Genomic DNA, 18,226 nt, shown 5'->3' with positions numbered 1-18,226 from the left:
TTTACTATTTATCTTCTGATCCGCGTTGGAACTCACCCGCCGCTTTCACAAAGCCGCTAAACAATGGGTGGCCGTCACGAGGTGTCGAAGTGAATTCTGGGTGGAACTGCGCAGCTACAAACCATGGGTGAGCTGGGTTCTCGATCACTTCAACCAGTTTCTTGTCTGCTGACAAACCAGAAACTTTAAGTCCTGCTTTTTCGATCTGTGGACGAAGGAGGTTGTTCACTTCGTAACGGTGACGGTGACGCTCATGGATTTTCGCATTGCCATAAAGCTCAAACGCTTTTGTGCCTTTTTCAAGGTGACATAGCTGAGAACCAAGACGCATCGTGCCGCCTAGATCCGACGTTTCAGTACGTTCTTCAACTTTACCTTCGCCGTCTACCCACTCTGTGATCAAGCCTACCACAGGGTATTTTGTTTCTTTGTTAAATTCTGTTGAATGTGCACCTTCCATACCCGCTACGTTGCGCGCGTATTCGATCAGTGCGACTTGCATACCTAAACAGATACCCAAGTAAGGTACTTTGTTTTCACGAGCGAATTGTGCCGCGCGGATCTTACCTTCCACACCACGGTCACCAAAGCCACCAGGTACAAGAATTGCGTCTAAACCTGCTAGTGCTTCTTCACCTTTAGACTCAACATCTTGTGAATCAACGTACTTAATTTTCACACTCAGGCGATTCTTAAGACCTGCGTGCTTCAGTGCTTCGTTCACTGACTTATAAGCATCTGGTAGTTCAATATACTTACCTACCATACCAATCACAACTTCTGCCGTTGGGTTGGCTTCTTCGTAGATAACTTGTTCCCATTCAGACAAGTCAGCTTCTGGTGCTTCAATACCAAAGCGTGCACAGACAAGGTCATCAAGGCCTTGTGCGCGGATAAGCTGAGGGATCTTGTAAATAGAATCTACATCCTTCATTGAGATAACGGCTTTTTCCTGAACATTACAGAAAAGAGCAATTTTCTTACGCTCGTTCGCTGGGATAATACGGTCGCTACGACAAACAAGGATATCTGGCTGAATACCAATCGACAGAAGCTCTTTTACAGAGTGCTGAGTTGGTTTCGTTTTCACTTCACCTGCTGCCGCTAGGTAAGGAACCAGAGTTAGGTGCATAAACATTGCACGCTCACGACCAAGCTCGACGGCTAACTGACGAATCGCTTCCATAAATGGCAAAGATTCGATATCACCAACAGTACCACCAACTTCAACGATAGCGACATCGTGACCTTGAGAACCAGCGATCACGCGATCTTTGATTTCGTTAGTAATGTGTGGAATAACTTGAATCGTTGCACCTAGGTAATCACCACGACGTTCTTTAGCAAGAACATCAGAGTAAACACGGCCAGCAGTAAAGTTGTTACGCTTGGTCATCTTGGTACGAATGAAACGCTCATAGTGACCAAGGTCAAGATCCGTTTCCGCGCCATCTTCCGTGACAAACACTTCACCATGTTGAGTCGGGCTCATTGTGCCTGGATCAACGTTGATGTAAGGGTCAAGCTTCATCATAGTCACTTTAAGACCACGAGCTTCTAAAATTGCTGCCAGCGATGCTGCTGCAATACCTTTACCTAGAGAGGATACGACCCCGCCAGTAACAAAAATGTAATTTGTCGTCATGTTTAACCTGAAATTGGTTGAATGAGGGAAATGGATTACTTCTGGACGGGATGAAAATATACCAGAAGCCCTTTATCGCCACAACGTGAAACTTATCACATTCAAAATTTTTATTTTTTGCTTCAAATCAATTCTAGAAACTAACTCGAATGGGAAGTGCATCACAGTTCGGTCGATTTTTCTTGTTTTTTAACATCATTCCAAAAGCCGTCAAGCTCTTGTAGGGTAAAGTCTGTAAGCAATTTACCGCGTTCTGAAACACGCGCTTCAACCCCCTTAAAACGCCTCGAAAATTTATTGTTCGCTTTTCTTAACGCAACTTCGGGATCGGACTTTAGGTGCCGAGAAAGATTCACAACAGAAAATAATAAATCGCCTATCTCTTCTTCAAGCTTATCTTCATCCACGTTAAGCTGAATCGCTTCATGCACGACTTCATCTATTTCTTCGTGAACTTTGTCGACGACAGGCGCCAAAGCGCCCCAATCAAAACCAAATTTAGCGACGCGCTTTTGTATTTTATTGGCCTTTGAAAGGGCAGGTAGCGACTGTGGTATTGAGTCTAGAATACTTTGTTCTGTTTTGCCTACTTCTGCCTTTTCCTTCTGTTTTTCAGCTTCCCAATTGGCATCAATGGCAGCTTCATCTGCAAATTCGGTATCACTAAACACATGGGGATGACGCCTTGTTAACTTGTCATTAAGCCCTTTCACCACATCATCAAAATCAAACAGATCTTGTTCTTTTGCCATCTGACTATAGAAGATTACTTGGAACAACAGGTCCCCCAGCTCTTCTTTCAAGTTAGGCCAGTCTTGATTATGGATCGCATCTACAACCTCATATGTTTCTTCAATGGTATGAGGCACTATGGTGTCAAAGGTTTGTTTTTTGTCCCACGGGCAGCCTTTTTTTTCGTCTCTAAGCTGCGCCATGATGCTGAGAAGTTGCTCGACGGGTTGAGTCATATTAAGTTCCTGAACAATGTATTTACTAGAATATTCAATTCAAAATAGGTTGTTTCGACATCAGTTAATGACAGTACCCACCTATGACAAAGCAAGTGATAGGCGAATAAAAAGGGTTGGAAAACCAACCCTTTCTTTTTCAACAATGTTGTCATTTCCTACATAGGGTGACAGAGAGTCATTGATTTAAACGAGCCCCCTATTAAACAAATCACCCTAAGCGCTTCACTTTCATCACATCTTTTATCTGTTCAATGCGATTGGTCACGCGAGACAAGACTTCAATGTTATTCAGTTCAAGGTCAAAATCCATAATGGTTAACTGACGCTTGTAGTCATTGCGACTTTTCATACTGATGACTTTCACTTTCTCATTGGTGAGCAATGTCGTGACATCTTTCAATAATCCGCTTCGCTCCAACGCCTCAACACGGATAGTTAAAATGTAGGAGCCAACAAAACCACTGCCCCAAACCGTATCTATGATTCGCTCTGGCGCATGATGACTCAACTCTTCAAGTTGCTCACAGTCACTTCGGTGCACAGAGATGCCTCGACCTTGGGTGATATAACCTTTAATAATATCGCCAGGGATAGGCTGGCAGCAACGCGCGAGATGAGTCATGAGATTATCGACCCCTTCAACCACAACCGCATCTTTATGAGGGCGGCTCTGTTGACTGGCTTTCGTTTCCGACTCTTTGAGTTTCTCTAGGGCTTTTTGATCTTCTTCTTCCGCCGTCGGCTTGTTGACCAACGCATTGATGTGATTGATAACCTGATGAATCCTCAGGTCCCCACTACCAATACCTGCGTACAGCTCATCTGGCGTATTCACATTAAAACGTTTTAACGCATACAGGTCGGCATCTTTCAATGTCGCCCCAATTTTTGCTAATTCAACTTCAAGGATATCTCGTCCAGCTTCTAGGTTTTTCTCTCGACTTTCCTTACGGAACCAAGCATTAATTTTCGCTCGTGCGCGACCAGAATGAACAAAGCCCAATGTCGGGTTTAACCAATCTCGAGAAGGGTTAGGCTCTTTTTGGGTGATAATTTCCACTTGATCGCCCATCGATAATTGATGGGTAAACGGAACAATGCGTCCTGCTACTTTCGCGCCAATACAGCGATGACCCACCATTGAGTGGATATGGTAGGCAAAGTCCAGTGGCGTGGCACCCATAGGCAGGTCGACCACATCACCACGTGGTGTAAAGGCATACACTCGGTCATCAAAAACCTGACTTCGAACCTCATCCAGCATTTCACCAGAATCGGACATTTCTTCTTGCCAATCCAGTAGCTTACGCAACCAAGTGATTTTTTCATCGTAACCACTTCGAGCTGTGCTGCTGCCTTCTTTGTATTTCCAGTGAGCAGCAACGCCTAGCTCAGAATCCTCGTGCATTTCCTTGGTGCGGATCTGAATTTCAATGGTTTTACCTTCTGGCCCCAACACAACGGTATGGATAGACTGGTAACCATTGGGTTTTGGATTAGCGACGTAGTCATCAAACTCACTTGGTAGGTGTTTGTACTTGGTGTGCACTACCCCTAACGCCGCATAGCAATCTTGTAAGCGCTCAGCAATGATACGGACCGCACGTACGTCAAAAAGCTCATCAAAGTCCAAGCTCTTTTTCTGCATTTTTCGCCAAATACTATAAATGTGCTTCGGCCGACCGCTGACTTCAGCGAGAATTTGCGAGCGGTGCATTTCATCAGTCAAGTCATCGACGAAGTCTTTAATGTATTGCTCACGGACAATGCGTCGCTCAGCTAGTTGCTTAGCGATTTTTTTATAGGTAATGGAGTGCTGGTATCGAAATGCGTAGTCTTCAATTTCCCATTTCAATTGACCAATGCCGAGACGGTTAGCTAACGGCGCATAAATATTGGCACACTCTTTAGCTGCGGCGATTCTTACTTCATCCGGCTCATCTTTCACTTCGCGTAAGTTACAGATACGCTCCGCCAGCTTGATGACAACACAGCGGAAATCGTCAACCATGGCTAACAACATACGTCTGACATTATCAACCTGACCCGAGGCAGCGGAACCCTCTAAAGTCACATTAAGTTGACCAATGGCGGCCATTTCTTCAACGCCATCAATCATTTTAAGGATTTCTTTTCCGTAGGTTTCTTCGAGTAATTCCCTATCAAATAACCCGTTAGAGACTATCGGATACAGCAAAGCTGTAATGAGAGTGGCTTTGTCCATCGAAAGGGTGATGAGAATTTCAATCATCTCTCTACCACGCCACAACAACAAGGACCCTTGTTCATTGCCTTCTACGAGAGTTTCGCATTGGGTATAAACTTCTTTCAGACGCGTAGCGATATTTTTATCTTGCTTTAGTGAAGCAATCCAACTCGCTAACTCAAACTGTTCTTCAGGGTTCAAATGCGCGCTTCTTACCGCAACCATTACTTTGTTCTTCCTAGTTTTATTAGTTAACTAACCTATCCCAGTTAGCCCATGATCTGCGTTAGAGATCATTCAAAAATTGTCATTTTTCAAACAATGCCATCGACTCTAGATGACTAGTTTGTGGAAACATGTCCATCATACCGAGTTTCTTAAGCGTGTAGCCTTGTGCAATAAGGCTCTGACTATCTCTGGCAAGGGTAGCAGGATTGCAAGAAACATAAAGCACTCGCGTTGCTCCAAGTCCAGAAACTTGATCTATCACGCCAGTCGCCCCTGCACGGGCAGGATCTAATAAAATCGCGTCGAATTTTTGTTCAGCCCATGGCGAGTTCGTCAACGCCTCTTCCAAGTTGGCTTGATAGAATTCAACGTTATCGAGTTTATTTAACGCAGCATTGTTCGTTGCCCAATCAACCATATCTTGGATACCTTCCACACCAACGACTTGCTGGGATAATTTTGCCAGTGGAAGCGTAAAGTTACCAAGCCCACAGAACAGATCCAGTACTCGTTCCTGCTTTGTCGGTGCCAACCAACTCAGGGCCTGCGCGACCATTTCTTGGTTAATATTTTGATTAACCTGAATAAAGTGAGTTGGTAGAAAAGGGAGCGTTACGCCAGTCTCACGATATTGCGCCACATCACCATGGACTCGATTTAGTACACCACTTTCTGGCATGAGGTATAAGGTCAAATCGTGTGTTTTTGCCAGCTGCAGTAGACGCTGCTCATCTCCCTCGGTCAACGGCTGCATATGGCGTAACACTGCAACAGGACCATTGTCTGCCATCACTAACTCAAGATGACCGAGAGTATGAGGATGCTGGAAGCTCGTTAACAATGCTCTGAACTCAGGGATCAAAGCATTAAGCTGACTATCGAGAACCGGACAGCCATCAATTTCGACAAGTTGTTTGCTTTGCTTGCGGCGAAAACCCATTTGCAAATGCCCTTTCACTTTATCAGCGTAAAGGCTCAAACGAGCTCTTCTACGGTACCCCGTTCCCGCCCCAATAACAGAATCAGACAGTGACAACTGTTGCCCAGCAAACTTGCTCATTAATTGCGACAGCGCTTGCTGCTTATATTGACGTTGGTCGTCCAAAGAGAGGTGCTGTTGAGTACACCCACCACACGCTTCATAATGTGGGCATAGTGGCTTAACTCGCTGTGCGCTGGGCTTAATCACCTTAATCAAGTTTGCTTTAGAATACTTACTTTTCGTTTCCGTGAGCTGCACTAAAACCGTTTCATCTGGAAGTGCTCCCTCAATAAACACCGGTTTTTTATTTTGATAGGCGATACCTGCGCCGTGGTGATCTAAACGTGCGATCACCATTTCTTGGTGCTTCTTTGAGAATGCGGTTTGCTTTGTCGGTTTAAAAAAACGTGCCATGCCTATTTCCAGTATTTAGCCGTGCAGAAACGCTCTGCACTACAAAAATTTGTTAGAGTTTCACTATTCTTTGGTTGAATGATTGTCGAACAGCGCTGCTTTGATTAAGCTTACGACATCCTAGGGGATGCAGTACTGGGTATTGTCCCATATCCACTCAGTAGATGTAATCACTCCCAGCAAATTATGACTTCGAATTAAAATGACAAGATACGGCCTTCGCGCTCGCGTTATAACTCTAACCCTAGCACCCACGCTCATTATTGGGCTTTTATTGAGTGCTTTTTTTTCTTATAACCGCTATCACGACCTTGAGTCTCAAGTACTCAATGCCGGAGCAAGCATTATTGAACCCTTAGCCATCGCCAGTGAACAGGGTGTCATGGCGCAAAGTCGCGAGTCCGTTCGGCGTCTCATTAGCTACGCTCATCGAAAGAATTCTAAGTTTGTTCGCAGTATTGCCGTCTTTGATGCCAATCACGAACTGTTCGTTACCTCGAACTTTCATCCTAATTTCAATTCGTTAATGCTGCCAAAAAATAAGCCTATCCCCTACCTAAGCTCTTCTGAGTTTCATGACAACACACTCATTTTACGGGCGCCTATATTGGCAGAAAGTCAATTAATCTCAGATACGCGACAGCTGACTTCCACCAGTAAAACATTAGGCTACATCGCGATTGAACTCGATTTATCTTCACTGCGGCTACAACAATATCAAGAGGTCTTCTCAGCCATTTTAGTGCTTATTTTAGGACTAATTCTGTCTGGTATTTTCGCCTATCGACTCATGCACGATGTCACGCGCCCAATTTCTCATATGAAAAACATGGTCGACCGAATTCGTCGCGGTCACTTAGATGTACGAATTGAAGGAAAAATGCATGGTGAACTCGACTCACTAAAGAATGGTATCAATGCCATGGCCGTGTCACTGTCCGAATACCATGTTGAAATGCAGCACAGTATCGACCAAGCCACATCGGATCTTCGCGAAACATTAGAACAACTAGAGATCCAAAACGTCGAGCTTGATATTGCTAAAAAACGAGCACAAGAAGCCGCACGGGTGAAATCAGAGTTTCTTGCCAACATGTCCCATGAGCTAAGAACGCCACTCAATGGCGTGATTGGTTTCACCCGACAGATGCTAAAAACCCAGCTGTCTAACAGCCAAACCGACTACCTGCAAACCATTGAAAAATCAGCCAATAACCTTCTTAATATCATCAACGACATTTTGGACTTCTCTAAACTAGAAGCGGGTAAACTGGCACTCGAGAACATTCCATTTGAATTCCAAGATAGCCTAGAAGAAGTGGTGGCGCTACAAGCCACCAGTGCGCATGAGAAAGGTCTAGAACTGACGCTTAAAGTCGATGCTAAGGTGCCAAATGGACTGGTCGGCGACCCTATGCGTATTCAGCAAATTCTCACCAACTTAGTTGGTAACTCCATTAAGTTTACTGAGCGCGGCAACATTGATATCAGTGTCGAGTTAAAATCGCAAAAAGAAGATCGTGTAGAACTGCAATTTATGGTGCGAGATACAGGGATTGGTATTTCCGAAAGGCAACAAGCACAGCTCTTCCAAGCCTTCAGTCAGGCTGATGCTAGCATTTCTCGCCGCTATGGCGGAACGGGACTAGGATTGGTCATTACACAGAAATTAGTTGGTCAGATGGGTGGCGAAATCAGCCTCACCAGCCGCTTACACCAAGGCTCTACCTTCTGGTTTACCATCAGATTACATTCTACAGAAATCCCAATGATTGATCCTGTAGACCCAATGATTATTCATAATAAGCGTTTGCTGTTGGTGGAACCTAACATGCAAGCAGCCTCGGTATTGCAACAAAATCTCACCAACCAAGGGGTGATGGTCACCTATCGTTCGACACTACCTGAACGACTTGAAGCCTTCGACTACATTATTTTGTGCTTACCTACCAATGAAGAAATTCCACTCACCACCATTGAGAGTTGGATTAAGCACTGCAAGAGCTCTACCTCTAACATCATTATCGGTACCGCTAGCACTCAATTGGCGCTGTCAGATTACCTAATGCAAACCCATGAAGTGCAGTGTTTAACGAAGCCGCTTGCCCGTAAGCGTCTGATGCAAGCGTTAGTAGATAAACAGCCCGTCAATCCGGTGCTGCCTGTCTTCTATGAGTCGACGGAAAAACGCCCTCTCAATGTCATGGCGGTGGATGACAACCCAGCCAACCTCAAATTGATTACCGCGCTGCTATCTGAACGCGTGGAAACCGTCGTCTCTTGTTCTAGTGGCCAACAATCGGTAGAGAAAGCTCAAGCGCAACATTTTGATATTGTTCTGATGGACATTCAAATGCCGCATATGGACGGCGTCACGGCCTGTAAGCTTATTAAAGAGACGAGCCTAAACAGTGCAACGCCCGTTGTCGCCGTCACCGCCCACGCAATGAGTGGAGAGCGCGATCGATTAATTTCTGAAGGTATGGACGACTATCTCACCAAGCCCATTGATGAAATGGCACTTCAGCAAATTCTTAATAAATGGATCCCACCACGTACACTCGAACATGATGCCATCCTTGACTTCGTTACCCCTGAGTCACAGACAGCGCACCAGCCATCACCTGCGATAGATAACGCGGTAGTAACACCAGTCAACACAGCAAAAGATGTCGTCATCGACTGGCCAGAAGCCCTGAAGCAAGCGGCAAATAAGGACGACCTCGCCGTCGATATGCTGCAAATGTTGATTGAATTCATACCAGAAGTACAACGTCTCGCTGAGCAAATTCTTGACGAAGCATTTTCAGACAAAGAAGAGGTGATTCATTTAATTCACAAGCTTCATGGCAGTTGCTCATACAGTGGCGTTCCAAGACTTAAATCAATCTGTGCGACCATAGAAAAAACTCTACGCTCGGGCGGCGCTATTGAATCGATTGAACCTGAATTGTTTGAACTGCAAGATGAGATGGAAAAAGTACTGGAAACCTCAAAGCTCTACCTCAATAAAAGCTAGCACTGAATCAACTGAGGCTCGGTTGCGAATACAAAATAAAATTCGTATTGCTATAATTGGCCGAATAATAAAATAGAAAAGGCGCGAGGCAGTATTCACTGCCTCGCGCCTTTTTATTTTCAATCAGCTTGCTTTGGGCAATTTGCTTTGGGCAATCATCCACCAACAAATGCTAACCAGCGAAATGACTACTGCTCTATTATCACGGTAGCAACGGCATAGTGCCGCTCATCCGAAATCGTCAAGTGGATTGACGTCGCGCCCATTGCGGCGGCGATTTCCGCGGCTTTGTTCGTTAACATCAGTAACGGTTTACCATTTTCATCGTTGGCAATGGTAAAGTCTTGAAAGCTAACACCATGAGCAATGCCTGTACCAAGCGCTTTTGACGCGGCTTCTTTGGCTGCAAAACGCTTAGCAAGAAAGCGGCCTTTTTGTTTCAGCGAACTAAAAGTCACCCACTCCTCTGGAGTTAAGATTCGCTTTGCGAATGCCTCACCAGAGCGAGTCAGTGCCTTTTCAATTCTCTCTATCTCTGCGATGTCCGTGCCTAAACCCAAAATTGCCATACGACATTACACCTAACTATCTTGTGAACTCATAGTACCAACGCTCGACGGATTAACCGCGTCGCGCCGCTTCCATTATCGCTTTCATATCGGCTACCGCTTTATGAAGACCGTCAAATACCGCTCGACCGATAATAGCGTGACCAATGTTCAGCTCATAAATTTCTGGTAGTGCCGCGATTGGAGCGACATTGTGGTAAGTCAAACCATGGCCAGCGTTAACGGTAATACCTAAGTCAGAAGCATAGCTCGCACCAGCGGCAATCTTCTTTAATTCATCTTGTTGATCTTCTTCCGTTTCCGCATCAGCGTAATGACCCGTGTGAAGCTCAATAAAAGGAGCACCGGCTGCTTTTGACGCATCGATTTGCTCTCTATCCGCATCAATAAACAACGACACCTTAATACCCGCCGCCGTCAATTTTGCCGTCGCCCCTTTAATTTTCTCTAGCTGGCCTTTAACGTCCAAACCACCTTCAGTCGTCAGTTCTTCACGCTTTTCCGGCACAAGACAAACGAACTCAGGCTTAGTTTTTAGAGCAATCTCAACCATTTCATCCGTCACCGCCATCTCTAGGTTCATACGGGTTTGTAGCGTTTCGCTCAGAATACGGACATCGCGGTCAAGGATATGACGGCGATCTTCACGTAAATGAACCGTAATGCCATCCGCACCAGCACGCTCAGCTATTTCTGCCGCGTGCACCGGATCTGGATATTTAGTGCCACGTGCATTACGTAGTGTCGCGATGTGGTCAATGTTAATGCCTAAAAGAATAGAACTCATGTATTAATACTCCATCATCAGAGCTGTTTTGGTTTAATACGAAACAACTCTCTGCTTTTTAACGGTTTTGAGCCAAGATACGGCTTTAATGCCATACGTGTAAAGCGTTTTGCCGCTTGTAATTGGGTTTTATTAGTAAAACGTCGTTCACTTATCGCAATCAACTCCTCTCCCATAAAAGTGAGGTTGTCTCGACGCACACTGGCGATAAAACCTTTTTGTTCACGATAACGATAAGTCATGGTTGGATCGATAGGCTCGCCTGTACCCGCGCAATGTAGAAAGTCGACGCCATATCCCATTGCCGAAAGTAAAGCGAGTTCAAAACGTCGCAATGCCGGCTCGGGATTACTATATTGAGCAAGTTCTGTTAAAGCTTGAAGATAATCATGAAATAAAGCGGGAAAAGGGATTTCACTGGCGAGAACACGAGCAATAAGCTCATTTACATACATTGCCGAATAAAGGCTAATACCAGTAAGAGGCAAACCTAAGCTAATAGGTTCTGCTTGGCGTAAGGTTTTTAAGGACCCACCCCCCGACCATTTGAGTAGCAGAGGGGTGAAAGGTTGAAGCGCTCCTTTGAGATTAGAGCGCTTACTGCGAGCTCCCTTCGACAATAATGACACGCGGCCATACTCTTCACTGAAGACATCAAGGATTAAACTTGATTCACTGTATGGTCTGCGATGTAAAACGAAACAGCGTTGTAACCCTTCCATATCATCACATCTTGTCAAATTGCCGAAAGTCGCGCGTTTATTATTTGTTTTCTAAGTCGTCGATGTAACCTAATGAACGCAGTGCACGCTCATCATCAGCCCAACCCGACTTCACTTTGACCCAAGTCTCTAAGTACACTTTACGGCCAAACAGCTCTTCCATATCAAGGCGAGCTTCACGACCAATCGTTTTGATCTTATCTCCGCCTTTACCAATCACCATTTTCTTTTGACCAGTACGTTCAACAAGAATAAGCGCGTTGATGTGAAAACCATCGGTTTCTGGATTGTAGTCAAACCTTTCAACTTCCACAGTCACAGAGTAAGGCAGCTCTTCACCAGTAAAGCGCATCAATTTTTCACGGATAATCTCAGACGCCATAAAGCGTTGTGAGCGGTCTGTCACGTACTCTTCTGGAAAATGGTGTACCGCTTTTGGCAAATAACTACGAACATGCTTACGCAGCACATCGGTGTTTTTACCTTGCTTGGCAGAAATTGGCACCACATCCACAAACTCCATTTTCTTGGAGAGTTCTTGCATGTGCATCATGACGTCGTTGCGATCTTTTACATTATCTACTTTGTTAATGCACAGAACGACAGGGAAGTCTGATTTCTTCAGCTTATTTAGTACCATTTCATCGTCAGCAGTCCATTGCGTACCATCAACAAGGAACAACACTAGGTTCACATCACTCAAAGAGCTGTTAGCCGCGCGGTTCATCAAGCGGTTAATCGCGCGCTTCTCTTCGATATGAAGCCCTGGAGTATCCACGTAAATCGCTTGATAATCTCCTTCTGTCTCAACACCCATAATACGGTGGCGAGTCGTTTGAGGCTTACGAGAGGTGATCGATATTTTTTGCCCCAGGATATGGTTCAATAGTGTCGATTTACCTACGTTTGGACGACCAACAATGGCGATGAAACCACAGTGCTGGTTTTCTGGATTCGTTACTTCTTCTGCTGGAGAAGAAAAGTACGCATCGATATCAAATTCTTTATCAGACATTGGTCACTTTCTCTAATGCCATCTCGGCAGCCGCTTGTTCTGCCTTGCGGCGGCTAGTACCTAGACCAACAACAGGCTTATCCAAGCCCATCACTTCACATGAAACCGTAAACTCTTGGTTATGAGCTTCACCTTTTATATTAGTCACAGTATAGACGGGCAGAGGTTTTCTGCGCCCTTGCAAGAACTCCTGGAGACGAGTTTTTGGGTCTTTCTGCGATACGCCGGGTTCAATCGCATCAAGGCGGCTTTTATACCAACCCAATACTACCTCACGTACTTTTTCAACATCGCTGTCTAAGTAAATGGCACCAATAATGGCCTCAACTGCATCAGCAAGAATTGAATCACGTCTAAAACCACCGCTCTTCAACTCACCTGGACCTAATTTTAAGTAATCTCCCAAACCGAATTCGCGCCCAAGTTCTGCAAGAGTGTGACCCCTTACTAACGTGGCACGCATGCGGCTCATGTCCCCTTCATTAATTTTAGGGAAGCGATGATAAAGATCGTCAGCGACGACAAAACTTAAAATTGAATCGCCCAAAAACTCGAGTCGTTCATTGTGCGTTCCATTGGCACTACGATGTGTCAGTGCCAATGCCAAGCGCTCACTATCATTAAATTGATAGGCGAGCTTTTTTTCTAATCGTTCAATAGGAGAATTCATGCTCTCTCGTTCAGTTAATTCCACCGATGCGATTCAATCTCACACCAGTTGGGATCCATGCAGGCAAAAAGCTGTCTGCACTACGTTCAAATTCAAAACTAATCCATATTGCTACAGCTTTACCCACTAAGTTGGCTTCTGGTACAAAACCCCAATAACGGCTATCAGCACTATTATCGCGGTTGTCACCCATCACAAAGTAATGTCCTTCTGGTACTACCCATTCATTAATGCCGTTACGTGGCTGATACTGATCAACACGGTCACGACGCAATGGGTTAACCAATACTTGGTGTTCAACATCCCCTAGTTTTTCATCCATTTGAATCAATGGAATACCGTTTTGTACAAACGGGCTATCAACTACATTAGATAACTTAACGGGTTTGCATTCTGATGTACCCTTAGTCTGAATACAGATGTCCTTGCTTGCGCTGTAGCGCACCATATCACCCGGTAAACCCACTACACGTTTAATATAGTCAATATTGGGCTGAGGCGGATATTTGAATACAATTGAATCGCCGCGTTCAGGCTTACCCACGTCGACTAATTGTGTACGCCAAACCGGATCTTTCAATCCATAGGCGTATTTTTCCACCAAGATAAAATCACCGACCAATAAGGTTGGCATCATCGAACCCGATGGAATTTGAAAGGGTTCATAAATAAAGGAGCGTAAGACTAATACAAACGCAATAACCGGAAAAATCGACACACTGTTCTCAACAAACCACGATGGTGCCGTCGCTTTTTGAGCAACCTCATCATCAATTTGGTTGGCTTGTGCTTGGATATCTGCCAGTTTTTGCTGTCGTTTCTTTCTCAGTACGAGTTTATCTAAAACCCAAACTACACCTGTCACCAGTGTCACGATGACTAGGATTAGTGAGAACGTATTAGCCATTAAATTCCCTTAATTTCGTATCTTCAAAAATAACGAAAGTGAAAGCCCTTTTCAGAGCTTCCACTTTACTTGTTCTTGCACTTAGCAATGAGCTTAATCTTTGCCTACATGCAGAATCGCAAGGAACGCTTCTTGAGGCAGTTCAACGTTACCGATCTGCTTCATACGTTTCTTACCTTCTTTCTGTTTCTTCAACAGTTTCTTCTTACGACTCACGTCACCACCGTAACACTTCGCAATTACGTTTTTGCGCAGTTGTTTCACGGTAGAGCGAGCGATAATGTGGTTACCAATTGCCGCTTGAATCGCAATATCAAACATTTGGCGAGGAATAAACTCTTTCATCTTCTCAACAAGCAGACGGCCACGGCTTTGCGCTTGATCTTTGTGAGTAATGATCGCCAATGCATCAACCGTATCACCGTTGAGTAATACGTCCACACGAACCATGTTCGATGCTTCAAAGCGTTGGAAGTTATAATCCAGTGACGCATAACCACGAGATGTTGACTTCAAACGGTCGAAGAAGTCGAGAACAACTTCAGCCATAGGAATATCGTAAGTCACGGCGACTTGGTTACCGTGATACACCATATCAACCTGCATGCCACGCTTTTCGACACACAAAGTAATCACGTTACCTAGGTAGTCTGAAGGAACCAAAATATTACAACGTGCGATTGGTTCACGCATTTCTTCAATATCGTTGGTCGCTGGCAGCTTAGCTGGACTATCTACATACAACGTCTTACCATCGGTTTTTTCTACTTCGTAGACCACAGTTGGTGCTGTCGTAATTAGGTCAAGATCATATTCACGCTCAAGTCGCTCTTGGATGATCTCCATGTGAAGCATACCCAAGAAGCCACAACGGAAACCAAAGCCTAATGCTGCTGAGCTTTCTGGCTCATAAAATAGCGATGCGTCATTTAGGCTAAGCTTGCCTAGTGCATCACGGAAATTCTCATAATCATCAGATGATACAGGGAAAAGACCCGCATACACCTGAGGCTTCACTTTTTGGAAACCAGGTAGCGCCGTTTCGCTGCCGTGTTTTGCCGTTGTTAGCGTATCACCAACAGGAGCACCAAGAATGTCTTTAATACCACAAACCACCCAGCCTACTTCGCCAGTGTTCAGCTCTGTCGTATCGATCTGTTTTGGTGTGAAGATACCTAAACGGTCTACACCCCAAACTTGACCAGTGCTCATGACTTTAATCTTGTCATTTTTCTTCAGTTTACCGTTTTTAATACGAACCAAAGAAACAACACCTAGGTAGTTATCAAACCAAGAGTCGATGATCAAAGCTTGCAATGGTGCCTCAGGGTCGCCTTCTGGCGCGGGAATTGATGCAACGATCTCTTCTAGAACGGCATCCACACCTAAACCTGTTTTCGCGGAACAGCGCACGGCTTCTAATGCATCAATACCAACAATCTCTTCGATTTCTTCAGCAACACGCTCTGGTTCTGCTGCAGGCAAGTCGATCTTGTTCAGGATTGGCACTACCTCAAGATCCATCTCAATCGCAGTATAGCAGTTAGCCAGTGTCTGAGCTTCTACACCTTGACCAGCATCGACAACCAATAGCGCGCCTTCACACGCAGCAAGGGAACGAGATACTTCATAAGAGAAGTCTACGTGTCCTGGGGTGTCGATGAAGTTGAGCTGATAGGTTTCCCCATCGTTCGCTGTATAGTCAAGAGTAACACTCTGAGCTTTGATGGTAATACCGCGCTCGCGCTCAAGGTCCATAGAATCTAGAACTTGAGCTGCCATTTCACGGTCACTTAAGCCGCCACAAACTTGAATGAGACGGTCTGACAACGTGGACTTACCGTGGTCAATGTGGGCGATAATCGAAAAGTTACGAATGTGCTTCATAGATTTGATGTGGCTTAACTCTAAAAATGGGAAGTATAAAACGCCTGTTTGGTCACAGCGTTTCAATTTAGTTGGCAGATTCTACCCAATTTCTGTACGGTTCGCACCTTATTTAGACAATGGACTGCCCGAGTATGCGGATCAAGACAACCTCTTGACTCGACGTTTGCTCGACGGAGTGAATGAATTTACGGGCAAGAAGAAAACCAATAAATGAGAACCCAGCCGCGGAAAGAATCACAACACCTTCGCCAGCCTCGAATAAAGGAGCGAGCCAAAGTTGCCCTAGACCTGCGCCCATAAACAAAAAAAACAACGGAAGTAAGTACACCAGTGCCGCAGATTGAAGCAGACTTTTCTCTGGAAAGCCTATTTCCACTACATCCCCTGATTGCACTTTTTCGTCAGTCAGTAAATTCCAAATGAGCGCTTTACTGCCTACAGCTTTACTTACGATACCCGTTCCACAACTGCTTTTTGAGGCGCACGAACTGCAACTGGTCTGCTGCTCGCAGCTTAATTGTATCTGTAGTTGATGCCCCTGCTTTTCAACAGAGGTCACCGTAGCAAGCGCCGTCATCATGGCGTTGTATTCGCATCAAGAGTAGGGGGTAGTGTTTGTTTAACAGGATTTAGCTTCACTGACTGCGCGATTCTTTGCGCTGTTGCTGGCGGAATATCCCCCACTACCGATATTTGTCTATCGCCACTCACGACACTATGCACCGTTCGGCGACCTTGACGAATAAGATCACCTTTCAGCGAGTGATTATCGCGTTCAGAAACATAGACCGAGAAGCTAAACAGCCCATCGGTAAACATTTGGCTTTCAACAATATTTTCTGTTGAAAACATACGATAGCGATTGAGATCTTTCGGCTTAAATCCAGCGGGTACCCAACCGACTTGCCAGTATGTTGCTTCGATATTACCTTTTGGCAAAGAAAGCACGGCCGGTAGTTGAACCTTTTCTAACGCACTCAACATTTCTGCGATACGGTCATTCACAGAATATGAAATCACTCGAAATTGCTCGAGAATTTCACCATCTCGATCCAATAAGTCCGCTCGAAGAGGCAACTTACTCGCCTCATCAACCCACAATACATAGGAATATCTCAGCCCATCTTTAGGGACGATACGAAATACTTGCGTTGCCGCGCCCGCTTCGCGAGCTCGTCCCACTCGCACGTAATCGTAGAACTCACTCAATTGGGTAATATTACCGTTAAGTAACGGCATTAATGGCGCCACCATTTTCCCTGATTCAATGGTAAAAGGATCAACGCCCGGTTCGATATAGCTCACCTCACTACCGCGGCGGATAACCTCTCGCACGGGCCCACTCAAGTACACCAAATGTGCAAATTGCTGAGTTTCAAAGGTGGCATGGCGATAGAGCAGCGGTTCGATGCTATTCTTCTTAATCAGGATATAAGACAGTTCATAATTCAACTGCTGACTTGCGTCACTCATTTGATGCAACAAAGCCTCCGCAGAAGCTTCTTCTGCAAAGGCTTTAGCACCAAATAAACTGAACAGCAGTAAAGAACTGGTCAGAAATTTTTTCATTCAATTACCGATTCTGTTTCAACACTCAACGAGCTCTGATGATCACTATTTAATCTTAATTGTAGCTCATAGTCTTGCAGCAATGCGTTGACTCGACGGCGCTGCTCTTGAACATTAGCCGTATCGCTGCTGGTTTTAGCAACGGAGTCTCGTGTTAAGCTTACTGGCTCAGCGCTGCCTGCAAAAGGAATGGTCTGCAATACAGGAAGCTGGTCCGCTTCTGGCTGAGCGGCATCTTGACCCGAATACTGCTGTACACCCAGTATCACCGCCATAGACACACAAGCTGCCACGGCCACTTGACCAAACTGACTAAGCCATGCCGGCAGTTGACGCTTAGCTTGCGCTGGAGTGGGTTGCGATTCAATCGGCGTCGCAACACCAACCTGATCAGCAGTCACTGAAGACGGAGCCTGCGAATACGTCGGCTCGGCTTCTAGCGCTATCGCGACACTTTCAGCAATATTCCAATCTAAACTTTTCGGCTCATCGCCTCGCATGACGTCACCAATTAAATGGTAGTTCTGCCATGCTTCTTTGCTTTCCAAATCATTTTCAAACGCTTCAATAAGCGCCTCATCGATCTGGTCTCCATCCATGAATGCTGAAAGCTTTTGTTTATCAGCCATTAT

General features: G+C 45.2%; 15 protein-coding genes. 1 reads left to right on the top strand and 14 read right to left on the bottom strand.

Features of this window, described 5'->3' with window-relative positions:
- Positions 1–4: 4 nt before the first annotated feature.
- The 4 genes from pyrG to rlmD all read right to left on the bottom strand — a co-directional run bounded on the left by pyrG (position 5) and on the right by rlmD (position 6,446).
- A complete protein-coding gene (gene pyrG / locus L4D05_RS00740) occupies positions 5–1,645 on the bottom strand; it encodes a CTP synthase (RefSeq protein ID WP_265673621.1) in 1,641 nt (546 codons plus the stop codon).
- Positions 1,646–1,806: 161 nt separating this feature from the next.
- Complete coding sequence (gene mazG / locus L4D05_RS00735; RefSeq protein WP_428792755.1) at positions 1,807–2,613, bottom strand: nucleoside triphosphate pyrophosphohydrolase; 807 nt, start codon at positions 2,611–2,613, stop codon at positions 1,807–1,809.
- A gap of 211 nt (positions 2,614–2,824) precedes the next feature.
- Positions 2,825–5,047, bottom strand: a complete 2,223-nt coding sequence (gene relA / locus L4D05_RS00730) for a GTP diphosphokinase (protein WP_428792754.1) — start codon at positions 5,045–5,047, stop codon at positions 2,825–2,827.
- 82 nt (positions 5,048–5,129) lie between these two features.
- The gene (gene rlmD / locus L4D05_RS00725; protein WP_428792753.1) at positions 5,130–6,446 is read right to left on the bottom strand and encodes a 23S rRNA (uracil(1939)-C(5))-methyltransferase RlmD; all 1,317 of its coding nucleotides are present in this window, start codon (positions 6,444–6,446) and stop codon (positions 5,130–5,132) included.
- 202 nt (positions 6,447–6,648) lie between these two features.
- Between rlmD and barA the strand changes: the two genes are divergently transcribed.
- The gene (barA, locus tag L4D05_RS00720; RefSeq protein ID WP_428792752.1) at positions 6,649–9,465 is read left to right on the top strand and encodes a two-component sensor histidine kinase BarA; all 2,817 of its coding nucleotides are present in this window, start codon (positions 6,649–6,651) and stop codon (positions 9,463–9,465) included.
- Between the two features lie 188 nt (positions 9,466–9,653).
- Here the strand turns inward: barA and acpS are convergent, their stop codons facing one another.
- From acpS to L4D05_RS00670, 10 genes are all read right to left on the bottom strand, one after another.
- Positions 9,654–10,034 (bottom strand): holo-ACP synthase, encoded by a 381-nt coding sequence (gene acpS / locus L4D05_RS00715; RefSeq protein ID WP_428792751.1) that lies wholly within the window; start codon positions 10,032–10,034, stop codon positions 9,654–9,656.
- Between the two features lie 52 nt (positions 10,035–10,086).
- A complete protein-coding gene (pdxJ, locus tag L4D05_RS00710; protein ID WP_428792750.1) occupies positions 10,087–10,821 on the bottom strand; it encodes a pyridoxine 5'-phosphate synthase in 735 nt (244 codons plus the stop codon).
- A 17-nt stretch (positions 10,822–10,838) separates the two neighbouring features.
- Entirely contained in the window at positions 10,839–11,543 is a 705-nt protein-coding gene (gene recO, locus L4D05_RS00705) for a DNA repair protein RecO (protein ID WP_428750345.1), read from the bottom strand.
- Positions 11,544–11,583: 40 nt separating this feature from the next.
- Complete coding sequence (gene era / locus L4D05_RS00700; protein WP_428792749.1) at positions 11,584–12,558, bottom strand: GTPase Era; 975 nt, start codon at positions 12,556–12,558, stop codon at positions 11,584–11,586.
- Positions 12,551–13,228, bottom strand: coding sequence for a ribonuclease III (gene rnc / locus L4D05_RS00695; protein ID WP_265673612.1), 678 nt, complete (start codon positions 13,226–13,228; stop codon positions 12,551–12,553). The genes era and rnc overlap by 8 nt, the downstream gene beginning before the upstream one ends.
- A 10-nt stretch (positions 13,229–13,238) precedes the next feature.
- On the bottom strand, positions 13,239–14,135 hold the full coding sequence (gene lepB, locus L4D05_RS00690; RefSeq protein WP_428750343.1) for a signal peptidase I: 897 nt from the start codon (positions 14,133–14,135) through the stop codon (positions 13,239–13,241).
- Between the two features lie 93 nt (positions 14,136–14,228).
- Entirely contained in the window at positions 14,229–16,022 is a 1,794-nt protein-coding gene (gene lepA, locus L4D05_RS00685) for a translation elongation factor 4 (RefSeq protein ID WP_265673610.1), read from the bottom strand.
- A gap of 112 nt (positions 16,023–16,134) precedes the next feature.
- Positions 16,135–16,605: a SoxR reducing system RseC family protein gene (locus L4D05_RS00680; RefSeq protein WP_428750342.1), complete on the bottom strand. Its 471-nt coding sequence runs from the start codon at positions 16,603–16,605 to the stop codon at positions 16,135–16,137.
- Positions 16,602–17,594: a sigma-E factor regulatory protein RseB gene (rseB, locus tag L4D05_RS00675; protein WP_428750341.1), complete on the bottom strand. Its 993-nt coding sequence runs from the start codon at positions 17,592–17,594 to the stop codon at positions 16,602–16,604. Before rseB ends, L4D05_RS00680 begins: the two co-directional genes overlap by 4 nt.
- Positions 17,591–18,223: an RseA family anti-sigma factor gene (locus L4D05_RS00670; RefSeq protein ID WP_428750340.1), complete on the bottom strand. Its 633-nt coding sequence runs from the start codon at positions 18,221–18,223 to the stop codon at positions 17,591–17,593. Before L4D05_RS00670 ends, rseB begins: the two co-directional genes overlap by 4 nt.
- Positions 18,224–18,226: the final 3 nt, after the last annotated feature.

The sequence above is a fragment of the Vibrio nomapromontoriensis genome (assembly GCF_050337205.1).
Taxonomy (GTDB): domain Bacteria; phylum Pseudomonadota; class Gammaproteobacteria; order Enterobacterales; family Vibrionaceae; genus Vibrio; species Vibrio nomapromontoriensis.
The sequence above is the reverse complement of the archived record's forward strand: the minus strand, read 5'-3'. Positions and strand labels throughout refer to the sequence as shown.

Excerpts from the sequence above, each read along its gene's own strand:
- pyrG (WP_265673621.1), bottom strand. The coding sequence starts at position 1,645 with ATGACGACAAATTACATTTTTGTTACTGGCGGGGTCGTATCCTCTCTA.
- mazG (WP_428792755.1), bottom strand. The coding sequence starts at position 2,613 with ATGACTCAACCCGTCGAGCAACTTCTCAGCATCATGGCGCAGCTTAGA.
- relA (WP_428792754.1), bottom strand. The coding sequence starts at position 5,047 with ATGGTTGCGGTAAGAAGCGCGCATTTGAACCCTGAAGAACAGTTTGAG.
- rlmD (WP_428792753.1), bottom strand. The coding sequence starts at position 6,446 with ATGGCACGTTTTTTTAAACCGACAAAGCAAACCGCATTCTCAAAGAAG.
- barA (WP_428792752.1), top strand. The coding sequence starts at position 6,649 with ATGACAAGATACGGCCTTCGCGCTCGCGTTATAACTCTAACCCTAGCA.
- acpS (WP_428792751.1), bottom strand. The coding sequence starts at position 10,034 with ATGGCAATTTTGGGTTTAGGCACGGACATCGCAGAGATAGAGAGAATT.
- pdxJ (WP_428792750.1), bottom strand. The coding sequence starts at position 10,821 with ATGAGTTCTATTCTTTTAGGCATTAACATTGACCACATCGCGACACTA.
- recO (WP_428750345.1), bottom strand. The coding sequence starts at position 11,543 with ATGGAAGGGTTACAACGCTGTTTCGTTTTACATCGCAGACCATACAGT.
- era (WP_428792749.1), bottom strand. The coding sequence starts at position 12,558 with ATGTCTGATAAAGAATTTGATATCGATGCGTACTTTTCTTCTCCAGCA.
- rnc (WP_265673612.1), bottom strand. The coding sequence starts at position 13,228 with ATGAATTCTCCTATTGAACGATTAGAAAAAAAGCTCGCCTATCAATTT.
- lepB (WP_428750343.1), bottom strand. The coding sequence starts at position 14,135 with ATGGCTAATACGTTCTCACTAATCCTAGTCATCGTGACACTGGTGACA.
- lepA (WP_265673610.1), bottom strand. The coding sequence starts at position 16,022 with ATGAAGCACATTCGTAACTTTTCGATTATCGCCCACATTGACCACGGT.
- L4D05_RS00680 (WP_428750342.1), bottom strand. The coding sequence starts at position 16,605 with ATGATGACGGCGCTTGCTACGGTGACCTCTGTTGAAAAGCAGGGGCAT.
- rseB (WP_428750341.1), bottom strand. The coding sequence starts at position 17,594 with ATGAAAAAATTTCTGACCAGTTCTTTACTGCTGTTCAGTTTATTTGGT.
- L4D05_RS00670 (WP_428750340.1), bottom strand. The coding sequence starts at position 18,223 with ATGGCTGATAAACAAAAGCTTTCAGCATTCATGGATGGAGACCAGATC.